A 14,054-nucleotide genomic window follows, 5' to 3' on the forward strand; every position below is an offset into this window, starting at 1 on the left:
AAGTAACCCTACCTTACTTGCGGAACGGGAAGTCAAAGGCAGCCAGCAGAGCACGGCCTTCATCATCAGATTTCGCAGTAGTGGTAATGGTAATATCCAAACCACGAACGCGATCGACTTTGTCGTAGTCGATTTCTGGGAAGATGATCTGCTCACGAACGCCCATGCTGTAGTTACCACGACCGTCGAAAGACTTCGCAGACAAGCCACGGAAGTCACGGATACGCGGTACAGCAATAGTGATCAGGCGCTCAAAGAACTCCCACATGCGCTCGCCGCGCAGAGTTACTTTACAGCCGATCGGATAGCCCTGACGGATTTTGAAGCCTGCAACTGATTTGCGTGCTTTGGTGATCAGCGGTTTTTGACCGGAGATTGCTGCCAGGTCAGCTGCTGCGTTATCCAGCAGTTTCTTGTCAGCGATCGCTTCACCAACACCCATGTTCAGGGTGATCTTCTCGACCCGAGGGACTTGCATGACAGAATTGTAGCCGAACTCAGTCATGAGTTTCTGGACTACTTCGTCTTTGTAGTAATCATGCAGTTTCGCCATCGTACTACTCCAAATTACTTGATAGTTTCGCTGTTAGACTTGAAGAAACGGACTTTTTTGCCGTCTTCGAATCTAAAGCCTACACGGTCAGCCTTGCCGGTTGCCGCATTGAAGATTGCAACGTTAGAAACCTGAATAGCGGCTTCTTTTTCAACGATGCCACCTGGTTGGTTCAGAGCCGGTACCGGCTTAGAGTGTTTCTTAACCAGGTTGATACCTTCAACGATGACTTTACCAGAAGTCAGGACGTTCTTTACTTTACCGCGCTTACCTTTGTCTTTGCCGGTAAGCACGATAACTTCGTCGTTACGACGGATTTTCGCTGCCATTGTTCGCTCCTTAGAGTACTTCTGGTGCCAGAGAGATAATTTTCATGAACTTTTCAGTACGAAGTTCACGAGTTACCGGCCCAAAAATACGCGTTCCGATAGGCTGCTCAGAGTTATTGTTTAAAATAACGCATGAGTTGCCATCGAAGCGAATGACAGAACCGTCCGGGCGACGAACACCCTTCTTGGTGCGCACCACTACCGCCTTCAGGACATCACCTTTTTTCACCTTACCACGAGGAATTGCTTCCTTGATGGTAACTTTGATGATATCGCCGACGCCTGCGTAGCGACGGTGCGAGCCACCCAGAACCTTGATACACATTACGCGACGTGCACCGGAGTTGTCGGCGACGTTCAGCATAGTCTGTTCTTGGATCATTTTAGTGCTCCGCTAATGTCAACTACTACTTCGGGACCCAAAACCTCAGGTCGTTAAAAAGCCCCATAATTGAGGGCGCGGCATTATAACACCGGTTCCTGCATATGGGTAGAAAAAATGAACGGCTCGCGAGAGCCGTTCATCTTATTTTTTAGAGGAAGAGGATTCTATTACAGAACCGCTTTCTCTACAACGCGAACCAGAGTCCAGGACTTAGTCTTGGACAGCGGACGGCATTCGCGGATTTCAACCACGTCACCGATACCGCATTCGTTGTTCTCGTCGTGGATGTGCAGCTTAGTCGTACGTTTAATGAATTTACCGTAGATCGGGTGCTTCACGAAACGCTCGATAGCAACAACTGCAGATTTCTGCATTTTGTCACTAACAACACGACCTTGCAGAGTACGGATTTTATCGGTCATTACGAACCCGCCTTCTCAGTCAGTAAAGTCTTAACACGTGCAACATCACGGCGCACATTCTTCAGCAGATGGGTCTGCTGCAGTTGGCCAGATGCTGCCTGCATGCGCAGGTTAAACTGCTCACGCAGCAGGTTAAGCAGCTCAGCGTTCAGCTCTTCAACGCTTTTTTCACGCAGCTCAGTTGCTTTCATTACATCACCGTCTTAGTTACAAAGGTGGTTTTGATAGGCAGTTTTGCTGCTGCCAGCTTGAATGCTTCACGGGCCAGCTCTTCCGGTACGCCGTCCATTTCATACAGGACTTTACCAGGCTGGATCAGGGCAACCCAATACTCCACGTTACCCTTACCTTTACCCATACGCACTTCCAGCGGCTTCTCGGTGATCGGTTTGTCCGGGAATACACGGATCCAGATCTTACCTTGACGCTTAACTGCACGGGTCATAGCACGACGTGCTGCTTCGATCTGACGTGCAGTCAGACGACCACGGCCAACAGCTTTCAGACCGAAAGTACCGAAGCTAACATCCGTACCCTGCGCCAGACCGCGGTTACGGCCTTTGTGCACTTTACGGAATTTCGTACGCTTTGGTTGTAACATCAGCGACTCTCCTTACTTACGGCCTTTACGCTGCTGCTTTTTAGGTTGAGCAGCCGGTTCCGGTTGTTCAACAGCAGCCATACCACCCAGGATCTCACCTTTGAAGATCCATACCTTAACGCCGATTACACCATAAGTGGTGTGCGCTTCAGAGGTGTTGTAGTCAATGTCAGCACGCAGAGTGTGCAACGGTACGCGACCTTCGCGGTACCATTCGGTACGTGCGATTTCCGCGCCGCCCAGACGGCCGCTAACTTCAACTTTAATACCCTTCGCGCCCAGACGCATGGCGTTCTGAACTGCACGCTTCATAGCACGACGGAACATCACACGACGCTCCAGCTGTGAAGTGATGCTGTCAGCTACCAGTTTCGCGTCCAGTTCCGGTTTACGGACTTCAGCGATGTTGATCTGTGCAGGAACGCCAGCGATATTCGCGACGACCGTACGCAGTTTCTCAACGTCTTCACCTTTCTTACCGATAACGATACCCGGACGAGCGGTGTGAATGGTCACACGGATGCTCTTAGCCGGACGCTCGATAACGATGCGTGATACAGACGCTTTTGCCAGTTCTTTAGTCAGGAACTGACGTACTTTAAAATCGCTGTCCAGGTTGTCAGCGAATTCTTTGGTGTTCGCAAACCAGGTAGAGTTCCATGGTTTTACAATACCCAGGCGAATACCATTAGGATGTACTTTCTGACCCATTGCTAGTCTCCAGAGTCTCAGCGATCGGACACAACCACAGTAATGTGGCTGGTGCGCTTCAGGATGCGATCTGCACGACCTTTTGCACGAGGCATAATGCGCTTCATGCTTGGGCCTTCATCTACGAAAATTTTCGCAACTTTCAGATCGTCGATATCAGCGCCATCGTTGTGTTCGGCGTTAGCAATGGCAGATTCCAGGACTTTCTTAACCAGTACAGCCGCTTTCTTGTTGGTGTAAGTCAGAATATCCAGAGCCTGCGACACTTTCTTACCGCGAATCAGGTCAGCAACGAGGCGAACCTTCTGAGCAGAAGAACGAGCATGGCGATGTTGAGCAATAGTTTCCATCTCTTCCTCCTACTTATTTCTTCTTGGCTTTCTTATCAGCAGCGTGGCCGCGATAAGTACGTGTCGGTGCAAATTCACCCAGCTTGTGGCCGACCATTTCGTCGGAAACAAAGACAGGAACGTGCTGACGACCATTATGGACAGCGATGGTCAAACCGATCATGTTAGGGAAGATCGTTGAACGACGGGACCAGGTGCGCAGGGGCTTCTTGTCTCCGCTTTCCACCGCTTTCTCTACCTTCTTCAGCAAGTGCAGGTCAATAAAAGGACCTTTCTTGAGAGAACGTGGCATGGCTTATCCTCTAAAATTATTTGCTACGGCGACGTACGATAAATTTATCAGTACGCTTGTTGCTACGGGTCTTCTTACCTTTGGTCTGAACGCCCCACGGAGTTACCGGGTGCTTACCAAAGTTACGACCTTCACCACCACCGTGCGGGTGATCGACTGGGTTCATCGCAGTACCGCGAACGGTAGGACGAACACCGCGCCAACGAGTTGCACCGGCTTTACCCAGAACGCGCAGCATGTGCTCAGCGTTACCGACTTCGCCCAGAGTTGCGCGGCAGTCAGCTTCGACTTTACGCATTTCACCTGAACGCAGACGCAGGGTAACGTAGGAACCTTCACGCGCAACGATCTGCACGTAAGCACCAGCTGAGCGAGCAATCTGACCGCCTTTGCCTGGTTTCATTTCTACGTTGTGAACGGTAGAACCCACTGGGATGTTACGCATCGGCAGGGTGTTACCCGCTTTGATCGCAGCATCAACGCCAGACTGAATCTGGTCGCCAGCTTTCAGGCCTTTAGGGGCCAGGATGTAACGGCGCTCGCCATCTTTGTACAGAACCAGTGCGATGTTCGCAGAACGGTTCGGATCGTACTCAAGACGCTCAACAACTGCCGGGATACCATCTTTGTTGCGTTTGAAGTCAACAATACGGTAAGCCTGCTTGTGACCACCACCGATATGACGGGTAGTGATACGACCATTGTTGTTACGACCACCGGATTTGCTGTTTTTTTCCAGCAACGGAGCAAAAGGTTTGCCCTTGTGCAGCTCAGGGTTGACCACTTTAACTACGTGACGACGACCCGGAGATGTCGGTTTACATTTAACAACTGCCATTGTCTTTCTCCTCCGACTTACTCAGCGCCGCCGACGAAGTCCAGGTTCTGGCCTTCTTTCAGGGTGACGTAAGCTTTTTTCCAGTCGCTACGACGACCGATACGCTGTCCGTGACGCTTAACTTTACCCTTAACAACCAGGGTGTTTACGTCTTTAACTTCTACTTCGAACAGTTTCTCAACAGCAGCAACGATCTCTGCTTTGGTCGCGTCTTTAGCAACTTTGAGAACGATGGTATTGGTTTTTTCCATCGCGGTAGATGCTTTTTCAGATACGTGCGGCGCGCGCAGTACTTTCAGCAGACGTTCTTCACGGATCATGCCAGCATCTCCTCAACTTGCTTAACTGCTTCAGCAGTCATAACGACTTTGTCGAAGGCGATCAGGCTAACTGGGTCGATACCTGCTGCATCGCGCACGTCAACCTTGTACAGGTTACGCGCAGCCAGGAACAGATTCTCATCCAGTTCGCCGGTGATGATCAGCACGTCTTCCAGCGCCATGTCTTTCAGTTTCTGTGCCAGCAGCTTGGTTTTCGGTGCTTCAACAGAGAATGATTCGACAACGATCAGACGGTCCTGACGTACCAGCTCGGACAGGATGCTTTTCAGCGCGCCGCGGTACATCTTTTTGTTAACTTTTTGACTGTGGTCCTGCGGACGCGCAGCGAAGGTCACGCCACCTGAACGCCAGATCGGGCTCTTGATAGAACCTGAACGCGCACGGCCGGTGCCTTTCTGACGCCAAGGCTTTTTGCCTGAACCCGTTACTTCAGCACGAGTTTTCTGCGCACGAGTACCCTGACGAGCACCAGCAGCGTAGGCAACAACAACCTGGTGAACCAGCGCTTCGTTGAAATCACGACCGAAGGTAGTTTCGGAAACAGTCAGCGCGCTCTGCGCGTCTTTCAATACTAATTCCATTGCTATCCCCTTACGCCTTCACAGCCGGTTTAACGATCAGGTCGCTACCGGTCGCACCCGGAACTGCACCTTTCACCAGCAGCAGGTTGCGCTCAGCGTCAACACGTACTACTTCCAGGCTCTGAACGGTTACGCGCTCATTACCCAGCTGACCAGCCATTTTCTTGCCTTTGAACACTTTGCCCGGAGTCTGGTTCTGACCGATAGAACCCGGTACGCGGTGAGACAAGGAGTTACCGTGTGTCGCGTCCTGGGTACGGAAGTTCCAGCGCTTAACGGTACCTGCGAAACCTTTACCTTTAGAGGTGCCGGTTACGTCTACTTTTTTCACTTCAGCGAAGATTTCAACACTGATGTTCTGACCAACAGAGTATTCTTCACCTTCGGTGCGGAATTCCCACAGGCCACGACCAGCTTCAACGCCAGCTTTAGCAAAATGACCAGCTTCAGGTTTGGTCACACGGTTAGCTTTTTTAGCACCGGTGGTAACCTGGATCGCCTGGTAACCATCGTTCTCCAGAGTTTTCACCTGGGTAACGCGGTTTGCTTCAACTTCAATAACGGTTACTGGGATTGAAACGCCATCTTCAGTGAAGATGCGGGTCATGCCCACTTTTTTACCGACTAAACCACTCATTGTATCAACCTCTCAATCGCTCGATGACCTGATTAACCCAGGCTGATCTGCACGTCAACACCGGCAGCCAGATCCAGACGCATCAGAGCATCAACGGTTTTTTCAGTTGGCTCAACGATGTCTACCAGACGCTTGTGAGTGCGGATTTCGTACTGATCACGCGCATCTTTGTTAACGTGCGGAGAGATCAGAACGGTGAAGCGCTCTTTGCGAGTCGGCAGCGGGATCGGACCACGTACCTGCGCACCAGTGCGCTTGGCAGTCTCAACGATTTCCGCGGTTGATTGATCGATCAGGCGATGATCAAACGCTTTAAGACGGATACGGATTCTTTGGTTCGACATGAGACCAAGGCTCCAAACATTTTATAAACGAAAAAAATTACTACCCACACCCATTACGATTGATGGAGGAGTGTAATCGTTCAGCATATAACTCCCCAATTGGGAGTATTGTCAGGCGGCCTAGCTTACAACCACCTGCGATTCTGCTCGAATCGCGCCAACCAATATCGGCAGGCCCGCGCATTATACGCAAATCTGTTCAGGAAGCAACCCATGATGCGTTTTTAACCAGAAAAGGAGTTGGCAGGAAAAGAAAAGCCCGCAGCGATCACAGAACGCGGCGGGCCGGGCATAACCTGGGAAGGAATCTGCTTAGCTGTCACCCTCTTCTTTGATTTGTGCCTGTAGGTAATTCTGAATCCCGATTTTGTTGATCAGTTCCAGCTCGGTCTCCAGGTAGTCAATGTGGTGTTCTTCGTCGGCAAGAATTTCAATCATCATATCGCGGCTGACGTAATCGTGGACTTTGTCAGCATAGGCGATGGCTTCGCGCAAATCCTTCGCCCCTTCCAGCTCCAGCGTCAGGTCAGATTGCAGCATTTCCGGCACATCCTCACCAATCCGTAACCGGCCAAGATCCTGTAAGTTGGGAATCCCTTCAAGAAACAGAATGCGTTCAATGTACTTGTCCGCATGTTTCATTTCATCAATGGACTCGTGATACTCCACATCATTGAGGCGTATCAGACCCCAGTTTTTGAACATACGTGCATGAAGAAAGTACTGGTTGATAGCAACCAGCTCATTCCCCAGCAATTTGTTGAGATGATTTATGATTTTAGTGTCGCCCTTCATTTCGCTTCCTCCGCTTCCAGTTAATAAGAGCGTAGATGCGGATAAAAAGAAGTCAAAAAAACGCGACAGTTTTTGTGGTTATTCCATTGCCAGGCGGTGAATCAGGCGATCTCTTTATACAGCGGCACCTGCTGGAGCTCGTCATCCATGATTTCACGTGCGGCACGGATACATTTGCCACACTGTTTACCAATAGGAACCAGTTGGCGCAAATGCTGAATAGATTTGGGCTGATAGCGGCGGACTACTTCGCGGAGGGTTTTATCACTCACGGCATTACACAGGCAGACGTACATTTACTACAGGCTCCGGTACATTTTCTGATCAAAGTGTAAATGAGAATGGTTTTTATTTCAAACCTGGAGTTTGTGTGGGATTACGCAGCCAAATGGGAAAATGGGAACAAAAAAAAAGAGCACCGAAGTGCTCTTCTTTTCGTGCTCAGAGGACTACCGGGGTAGCCCTCTGCGTCAGCGCAATTAAGCGATAACTTTAGCAACAACGCCCGCACCAACGGTACGGCCGCCTTCGCGGATTGCGAAGCGCAGACCTTCGTCCATGGCGATCGGGTGAATCAGGGTTACAACCATTTTGATGTTGTCGCCCGGCATTACCATCTCTACGCCTTCCGGCAGTTCTACTGAACCAGTTACGTCAGTAGTACGGAAGTAGAACTGAGGACGGTAGCCTTTGAAGAACGGAGTATGACGGCCGCCTTCGTCTTTAGACAGTACGTACACTTCTGATTCGAACTGAGTGTGCGGCTTGATGGTGCCCGGCTTAGCCAGTACCTGACCACGCTGGATGTCTTCACGCTTGATACCACGCAGCAGAACACCACAGTTTTCACCCGCCTGACCCTGATCCAGCAGTTTGCGGAACATTTCAACGCCAGTACAGGTTGATTTCGCAGTCGCTTTGATACCAACGATTTCTACTTCGTCGCCAACTTTAACGATACCGCGCTCTACACGACCGGTTACTACAGTACCACGGCCAGAGATTGAGAATACGTCTTCGATCGGCAGCAGGAACGGCAGGTCGATTGCACGAACCGGATCCGGGATGTAAGTATCCAGGTGACCAGCCAGCTCAACGATCTTCGCTTCCCACTCTGCGTCGCCTTCCAGCGCTTTCAGAGCTGAACCACGCACGATCGGCGTGTCGTCGCCCGGGAAGTCGTACTGTGACAGCAGGTCACGAACTTCCATCTCAACCAGTTCCAGCAGCTCTTCGTCATCAACCATGTCACATTTGTTCAGGAACACGATGATGTACGGAACGCCTACCTGACGACCCAGCAGGATGTGCTCACGGGTCTGCGGCATCGGGCCGTCAGTCGCAGCAACAACCAGGATTGCGCCGTCCATCTGAGCAGCACCGGTGATCATGTTTTTCACGTAGTCGGCGTGGCCCGGGCAGTCAACGTGCGCGTAGTGGCGAGTCGGGGTTTCGTATTCAACGTGAGAAGTGTTGATGGTGATACCACGAGCTTTCTCTTCCGGCGCGTTGTCGATCTGGTCGAATGCACGAGCCTGGCCGCCGTAGGTTTTAGCCAGTACGGTGGTGATTGCAGCAGTCAGGGTGGTTTTACCGTGGTCAACGTGACCGATGGTGCCCACGTTTACGTGCAGTTTGTTACGTTGAAATTGCTCTTTCGCCATGGCGATAATCCTTACGTTATGCCTTCATCAGTGATGAAGGCATCAGTTCACAATTTTTAAACCGTAGCCTTATTTGCCACGAGCTTCAATAACGGCCTGAGCGACGTTGTTCGGCGCATCATCGTACTTCAGGAACTCCATGGAGTAAGAAGCACGGCCTTTGGTCAGAGAACGCAACTGAGTCGCGTATCCGAACATTTCAGACAGCGGAACCTCAGCGTGAATCACAACGCCAGTTACGTTGGATTCCTGACCGCGCAGAATACCACGACGGCTGCTCAAGTCACCGATGACGTCACCAGTGTTCTCTTCCGGCGTCTCAACTTCAACCTTCATGATCGGCTCAAGCAGTACCGGCTTCGCTTTCTTAAAGCCATCTTTAAAGGCAATAGAAGCTGCGAGTTTAAATGCCAGTTCTGAGGAGTCAACATCGTGGTATGAACCGAAGTGCAGACGAACACCCAGATCAACTACCGGATAACCAGCCAGCGGACCTGATTTCAGCTGTTCCTGGATACCTTTGTCAACCGCAGGGATGTATTCGCCAGGAATCACACCACCTTTGATATCGTTGACAAACTCGTAGCCTTTCGGGTTTGAGCCCGGCTCCAGCGGGTACATGTCGATGATGACATGACCGTACTGACCACGACCACCAGACTGCTTGGCGTGTTTACCTTCGATATCGGTAACTTTGGCGCGAATCGCTTCGCGGTAAGCAACCTGCGGTTTGCCCACGTTCGCTTCAACGTTGAATTCACGCTTCATGCGGTCAACGATGATGTCGAGGTGCAGCTCACCCATACCAGCGATGATGGTCTGGTTAGACTCTTCGTCAGTCCATACGCGGAATGACGGGTCTTCTTTCGCCAGACGACCCAGAGCCAGACCCATTTTTTCCTGGTCAGCTTTGGTTTTCGGCTCAACGGCGATAGAGATTACCGGCTCAGGGAACTCCATACGCTCCAGGATGATCGGCGCGTTCGGATCACACAGGGTATCACCGGTGATCACGTCTTTCAGACCGATTGCTGCAGCGATGTCGCCCGCACGAACTTCTTTGATCTCTTCACGCTTGTTGGCGTGCATCTGAACGATACGGCCAAAACGCTCGCGCGCAGATTTTACTGAGTTCAGTACGGTGTCACCGGAGTTAACTACACCAGAGTACACGCGGAAGAACGTCAGGTTACCCACGAACGGGTCAGTTGCGATTTTGAACGCCAGTGCAGAGAAAGGCTCATCATCGCTAGCGTGACGCTCAGCCGGAGTATCTTTACCATCGTCCAGCATACCGTTAATTGCCGGTACGTCGGTCGGAGCTGGCAGGAACTCAACAACCGCATCCAGCATCGCCTGAACACCTTTGTTCTTAAATGCAGAACCACAGGTCACGAGGATGATCTCGTTGTTCAGTACGCGCTGACGCAGAGCGCCTTTGATCTCTTCTTCGGTCAGCTCTTCGCCGCCCAGGTACTTGTCCATCAGCTCTTCAGAAGCTTCGGCAGCAGAATCGATCAGGTTTGAACGCCATTCTTCAGCCAGGTCCTGCATGTCAGCCGGGATATCTTCGTAAACGAAGGTAGTACCCTGGTCAGCATCGTTCCAGTTGATAGCTTTCATTTTGATCAGGTCAACAACACCGGTGAAGTTCTCTTCTGCACCGATAGCCAGCTGCAGCGGAACCGGGTTCGCGCCCAGACGGGTTTTGATCTGACCTACAACTTTCAGGAAGTTCGCACCCATGCGGTCCATTTTGTTAACGAACGCAATACGCGGAACTTTGTATTTGTTAGCCTGACGCCATACGGTTTCAGACTGCGGCTGCACGCCACCTACTGCACAGTAAACCATTACTGCGCCGTCGAGCACACGCATGGAACGTTCTACTTCGATGGTGAAGTCAACGTGTCCCGGGGTGTCGATGATGTTGATGCGGTGCGGCTCAAACTGCTTAGCCATACCTGACCAGAACGCAGTAGTCGCTGCGGAGGTGATGGTAATACCACGCTCCTGCTCCTGTGCCATCCAGTCCATTGTTGCTGCGCCATCGTGTACTTCACCGATTTTGTGGTTAACACCGGTGTAGAACAGGATACGCTCGGTAGTAGTAGTCTTACCGGCGTCGATGTGTGCACTGATACCGATGTTACGGTAGCGCGCAATGGGTGTTGTACGAGCCATTTTATTCCTCGGTTTTTCGGACGTTCAAAGTTAGTCGACCCCAGCGGGTTGGCCGTTTGAGCGCCCGCTGGTTTAACAACAACTACGTGGCTGTTACCAGCGGTAGTGAGCGAACGCCTTGTTGGCTTCTGCCATGCGGTGAACGTCTTCACGTTTCTTAACTGCAGTACCTTTGTTTTCTGCAGCATCAGAAAGTTCGTTCGCCAGGCGCAGAGCCATAGATTTATCACCGCGTTTACGAGCAGCTTCTACGATCCAACGCATTGCCAGAGCATTACGACGAACCGGACGGACTTCTACTGGTACCTGATAGGTAGAACCACCAACGCGACGTGACTTAACTTCGACAGTCGGACGTACGTTTTCGAGGGCTACTTCAAAGGCTTCCAGCTCGTTTTTACCAGAACGCTGAGCCAGGGTCTCAAGAGCGGTATAAACGATTGATTCAGCGGTAGATTTTTTACCATCTACCATCAGGATATTTACAAATTTAGCCAGCAGCTCTGATCCGAACTTAGGATCCGGCAGAATTTTACGCTGACCAATGACGCGACGACGTGGCATGGAAATACTCCGTTGTTAATTCAGGATTGTCCAAAACTCTACGAGTTTAGTTTGACATTTAAGTTAAAACGTTTGGCCTTACTTAACGGAGAACCATTAAGCCTTTGGCTTCTTCACGCCATACTTGGAGCGAGCCTGCTTACGGTCTTTAACACCTGAGCAGTCCAGCGCGCCACGAACGGTGTGGTAACGCACACCTGGCAGGTCTTTAACACGACCGCCACGGATCAGGATCACGGAGTGCTCCTGCAGGTTGTGACCTTCACCACCGATGTAGGAAGTCACTTCGAAACCGTTGGTCAGACGCACACGGCAAACTTTACGCAGCGCTGAGTTAGGTTTTTTCGGGGTAGTGGTGTACACACGAGTACAAACACCACGTTTTTGCGGGCAAGCTTCCAGCGCCGGCACGTTGCTCTTTGCAACTTTGCGGACGCGTGGTTTGCGAACCAGCTGGTTAACTGTTGCCATTAAATAGCTCCTGGATTTGCTTTAGCTTTTGCTTCGTAAACACGTAATAAATCGCCTCGTATTACTACGAGGAGGCAGAATTTTAGGGCTGTGTCAAAAGGGTGTCAAGAAATAACCAGGTTTTAGCGTACTACCAGGCTATTTGCTGCTGGTGCTTCGCCGTTAAAGCAACGAATTCAGTATAGTCCACACAGGTTACGCTGGTCGAAATTTGTGCAGACAGCCCGCGTGCCACCACATCTTCCTGCAACACCCAGAGTTTTGCCGGGGTATTTTGCAACTTTTGCAGCATGGCACTATCGGACAACGCGGCCGTCACACCATCCTGGAGCAGCAGCAAGTCGTCCTGATCCGCCAATAGCAGCAGTAAGGTATCGATATCGCATTGCCAGGGTGAGTGCATAAGGGTGTACAGCATGATGAAGTCTCAGAAACGAATGATGCGGTGATACGTCGCCAGTTTCTGGCGCAGCGTTACGGCGTCCAGCACTTCGGCATTCATCACCCGGGGTGACGTCGCGGTCAGTCCACGGGTACGCAGTGACGCCTCACAGATAAAACACTGGTCAATATCGTAAAGCGCCAGCACCCCAAAGGTGGCAATATAGTTGCGCGCCAGAATCGGTTCGGGCTGCTGGTCGCAATTCAGTTGCAGTACCCCGTCGCCAATGAAAAACAGCGCAATATCTTCGCTGAGCGCAGCGGTTGCCAGTACCGCATCCAGCCCTTCCCTGCCAGCACTGCTGCCATGGGGAGACTGAGTAAAAAGAAAAGCCACACGGTTCATCAGAATTGCACCAGACGGTCACAGGTGAGTGAGGCTTCCGCCAACGCACCCAGACCGCTTAAAACGAACCCCGGTTGCAGATTGCTGCCTGCCAGTTGTAAGCGCGCGGCTTCCTGTGCGTCAACGACACCACGTCGTAGCGCTGCTGCCACGCAAATATTCAACGCCACACCATGCGTCTGCTGGAGTTGCTGCCACTCACGCACCACATCCACTTCATCACTGGCCGGTGCCGTCAACTGGTTGGCGTTCAGCACGCCTTCACGATAGAAAAACACACTTTCCAGCTGATGCCCGGCTTGTAACAACGCACGGGCGAACAGCAACGCGCTGCTGGCATGTTGGGTGCCGTAAGCCGGGCCGGTAACCAGCAGGGTGTAGCGCATTAACGATCCTGTCCCTGAAAATCGCCGCTCTTAAACTGACGAATGTAGAGATACACCGTGTGCTTAGAGATATTGAGGCGATCGGCCACCTGGTTAATCGCGTCTTTAATATCGAAAATACCCTTCTCGTACATGTTGAGCACAATCTGACGATTTTTGGCATTGTTGGAGACGTTGCGATCGGCGCTCACTTCCTCAATGGTGAACTCCAGCGTTTGCATCACCAGGTCTTCTACCGAGCTGGCAAAGTTCACGTTGGAGTCAACCTGCTGCATCTCCGGCGGCATAAAGGTCGACATAATCTGCGAGAAAGGCACATCAAGATTCATGTTGATACACAGCAGGCCAATAACCCGCTGTTGGCGATTACGAATTGCAATCGTCACCGACTTCATCAGCACGCCACTTTTGGCGCGGGTAAAGTAGGCTTTCGAGACGTTGCTGTCCGCGCCGTGCATATCGTGCAGCATGCGCAGCGCCAGATCGGTAATCGGCGATCCGACTTTACGTCCGGTATGCTCACCATTGGCAATGCGCACCGCAGAGCATTTTAAATCTTCCAGTGAATGCAACACGATTTCACAGTGCGAGCCAATCAGCATCGCCAGGCCATCAACGACAGCCTCATAGGATTTCAGGATATCGTAGTCTGCTTGCTCAAACGGACGTTGCTCCAGTAAATCGAAGTCAGTCAGTTCACCGGGATTGAATGGATTAGACATCGAAGACATCACCCTAAATGGCTGGAGCCTGTCGGCAGCTCTGGGGCAGACTCATTTTGATAGTAGTAGTTGTGCAGGCGTTAGTCTGGCAAATGTC

Annotated in this window: 24 protein-coding genes; all 24 read right to left on the bottom strand. The window is 51.4% G+C overall.

Annotated features, from left to right (window positions below; all coding sequences use genetic code 11):
• Positions 1-13: 13 nt before the first annotated feature.
• Positions 14-553, bottom strand: a complete 540-nt coding sequence (gene rplE / locus PAT9B_RS18315; RefSeq protein WP_013510763.1) for a 50S ribosomal protein L5 — start codon at positions 551-553, stop codon at positions 14-16.
• A gap of 14 nt (positions 554-567) precedes the next feature.
• The gene (gene rplX, locus PAT9B_RS18320) at positions 568-882 is read right to left on the bottom strand and encodes a 50S ribosomal protein L24 (RefSeq protein WP_013510764.1); all 315 of its coding nucleotides are present in this window, start codon (positions 880-882) and stop codon (positions 568-570) included.
• Positions 883-892: 10 nt separating this feature from the next.
• Positions 893-1,264: a 50S ribosomal protein L14 gene (gene rplN, locus PAT9B_RS18325; protein ID WP_013510765.1), complete on the bottom strand. Its 372-nt coding sequence runs from the start codon at positions 1,262-1,264 to the stop codon at positions 893-895.
• 170 nt (positions 1,265-1,434) lie between these two features.
• Entirely contained in the window at positions 1,435-1,689 is a 255-nt protein-coding gene (gene rpsQ, locus PAT9B_RS18330; protein WP_013510766.1) for a 30S ribosomal protein S17, read from the bottom strand.
• Entirely contained in the window at positions 1,689-1,880 is a 192-nt protein-coding gene (gene rpmC, locus PAT9B_RS18335; RefSeq protein ID WP_013510767.1) for a 50S ribosomal protein L29, read from the bottom strand. The genes rpsQ and rpmC overlap by 1 nt, the downstream gene beginning before the upstream one ends.
• Positions 1,880-2,290: a 50S ribosomal protein L16 gene (gene rplP / locus PAT9B_RS18340; protein ID WP_002438716.1), complete on the bottom strand. Its 411-nt coding sequence runs from the start codon at positions 2,288-2,290 to the stop codon at positions 1,880-1,882. The genes rpmC and rplP overlap by 1 nt, the downstream gene beginning before the upstream one ends.
• A gap of 12 nt (positions 2,291-2,302) precedes the next feature.
• Entirely contained in the window at positions 2,303-3,001 is a 699-nt protein-coding gene (gene rpsC / locus PAT9B_RS18345; RefSeq protein WP_009087585.1) for a 30S ribosomal protein S3, read from the bottom strand.
• Positions 3,002-3,018: 17 nt separating this feature from the next.
• The gene (gene rplV, locus PAT9B_RS18350; RefSeq protein WP_007891659.1) at positions 3,019-3,351 is read right to left on the bottom strand and encodes a 50S ribosomal protein L22; all 333 of its coding nucleotides are present in this window, start codon (positions 3,349-3,351) and stop codon (positions 3,019-3,021) included.
• A gap of 13 nt (positions 3,352-3,364) precedes the next feature.
• Positions 3,365-3,643 (bottom strand): 30S ribosomal protein S19, encoded by a 279-nt coding sequence (rpsS, locus tag PAT9B_RS18355; protein ID WP_001138115.1) that lies wholly within the window; start codon positions 3,641-3,643, stop codon positions 3,365-3,367.
• A gap of 16 nt (positions 3,644-3,659) precedes the next feature.
• On the bottom strand, positions 3,660-4,481 hold the full coding sequence (gene rplB / locus PAT9B_RS18360) for a 50S ribosomal protein L2 (RefSeq protein ID WP_013510768.1): 822 nt from the start codon (positions 4,479-4,481) through the stop codon (positions 3,660-3,662).
• 17 nt (positions 4,482-4,498) lie between these two features.
• Positions 4,499-4,801, bottom strand: a complete 303-nt coding sequence (gene rplW / locus PAT9B_RS18365; RefSeq protein ID WP_010618574.1) for a 50S ribosomal protein L23 — start codon at positions 4,799-4,801, stop codon at positions 4,499-4,501.
• Positions 4,798-5,403 (bottom strand): 50S ribosomal protein L4, encoded by a 606-nt coding sequence (gene rplD / locus PAT9B_RS18370; protein ID WP_013510769.1) that lies wholly within the window; start codon positions 5,401-5,403, stop codon positions 4,798-4,800. Before rplD ends, rplW begins: the two co-directional genes overlap by 4 nt.
• 10 nt (positions 5,404-5,413) lie before the next feature.
• Positions 5,414-6,040, bottom strand: coding sequence for a 50S ribosomal protein L3 (rplC, locus tag PAT9B_RS18375; protein WP_013510770.1), 627 nt, complete (start codon positions 6,038-6,040; stop codon positions 5,414-5,416).
• A 32-nt stretch (positions 6,041-6,072) separates the two neighbouring features.
• Entirely contained in the window at positions 6,073-6,384 is a 312-nt protein-coding gene (gene rpsJ / locus PAT9B_RS18380; RefSeq protein ID WP_006120582.1) for a 30S ribosomal protein S10, read from the bottom strand.
• Between the two features lie 312 nt (positions 6,385-6,696).
• Complete coding sequence (gene bfr / locus PAT9B_RS18385) at positions 6,697-7,179, bottom strand: bacterioferritin (RefSeq protein WP_013510771.1); 483 nt, start codon at positions 7,177-7,179, stop codon at positions 6,697-6,699.
• Between the two features lie 101 nt (positions 7,180-7,280).
• Positions 7,281-7,475, bottom strand: coding sequence for a bacterioferritin-associated ferredoxin (gene bfd, locus PAT9B_RS18390; RefSeq protein WP_013510772.1), 195 nt, complete (start codon positions 7,473-7,475; stop codon positions 7,281-7,283).
• A gap of 183 nt (positions 7,476-7,658) precedes the next feature.
• Positions 7,659-8,843, bottom strand: a complete 1,185-nt coding sequence (gene tuf / locus PAT9B_RS18395; protein ID WP_013507398.1) for an elongation factor Tu — start codon at positions 8,841-8,843, stop codon at positions 7,659-7,661.
• 69 nt (positions 8,844-8,912) lie between these two features.
• On the bottom strand, positions 8,913-11,027 hold the full coding sequence (gene fusA, locus PAT9B_RS18400; RefSeq protein WP_013510773.1) for an elongation factor G: 2,115 nt from the start codon (positions 11,025-11,027) through the stop codon (positions 8,913-8,915).
• A 93-nt stretch (positions 11,028-11,120) separates the two neighbouring features.
• Positions 11,121-11,591, bottom strand: coding sequence for a 30S ribosomal protein S7 (gene rpsG / locus PAT9B_RS18405; RefSeq protein ID WP_013510774.1), 471 nt, complete (start codon positions 11,589-11,591; stop codon positions 11,121-11,123).
• Between the two features lie 96 nt (positions 11,592-11,687).
• On the bottom strand, positions 11,688-12,062 hold the full coding sequence (gene rpsL, locus PAT9B_RS18410) for a 30S ribosomal protein S12 (protein WP_003852912.1): 375 nt from the start codon (positions 12,060-12,062) through the stop codon (positions 11,688-11,690).
• A gap of 130 nt (positions 12,063-12,192) precedes the next feature.
• On the bottom strand, positions 12,193-12,480 hold the full coding sequence (gene tusB, locus PAT9B_RS18415; RefSeq protein WP_013510775.1) for a sulfurtransferase complex subunit TusB: 288 nt from the start codon (positions 12,478-12,480) through the stop codon (positions 12,193-12,195).
• Between the two features lie 9 nt (positions 12,481-12,489).
• Positions 12,490-12,849 carry a sulfurtransferase complex subunit TusC gene (tusC, locus tag PAT9B_RS18420; protein ID WP_013510776.1) on the bottom strand — a complete coding sequence of 120 codons (360 nt, stop codon included), beginning with the start codon at positions 12,847-12,849 and terminating at the stop codon, positions 12,490-12,492.
• Positions 12,849-13,235, bottom strand: coding sequence for a sulfurtransferase complex subunit TusD (gene tusD, locus PAT9B_RS18425; protein WP_013510777.1), 387 nt, complete (start codon positions 13,233-13,235; stop codon positions 12,849-12,851). Before tusD ends, tusC begins: the two co-directional genes overlap by 1 nt.
• Positions 13,235-13,957, bottom strand: a complete 723-nt coding sequence (locus PAT9B_RS18430) for a transcriptional regulator (RefSeq protein ID WP_013510778.1) — start codon at positions 13,955-13,957, stop codon at positions 13,235-13,237. The genes tusD and PAT9B_RS18430 overlap by 1 nt, the downstream gene beginning before the upstream one ends.
• Between the last annotated feature and the right edge of the window lie 97 nt (positions 13,958-14,054).

It is taken from the genome of Pantoea sp. At-9b, assembly GCF_000175935.2.
In the GTDB taxonomy this organism is placed as follows: Bacteria; Pseudomonadota; Gammaproteobacteria; order Enterobacterales; family Enterobacteriaceae; genus Pantoea.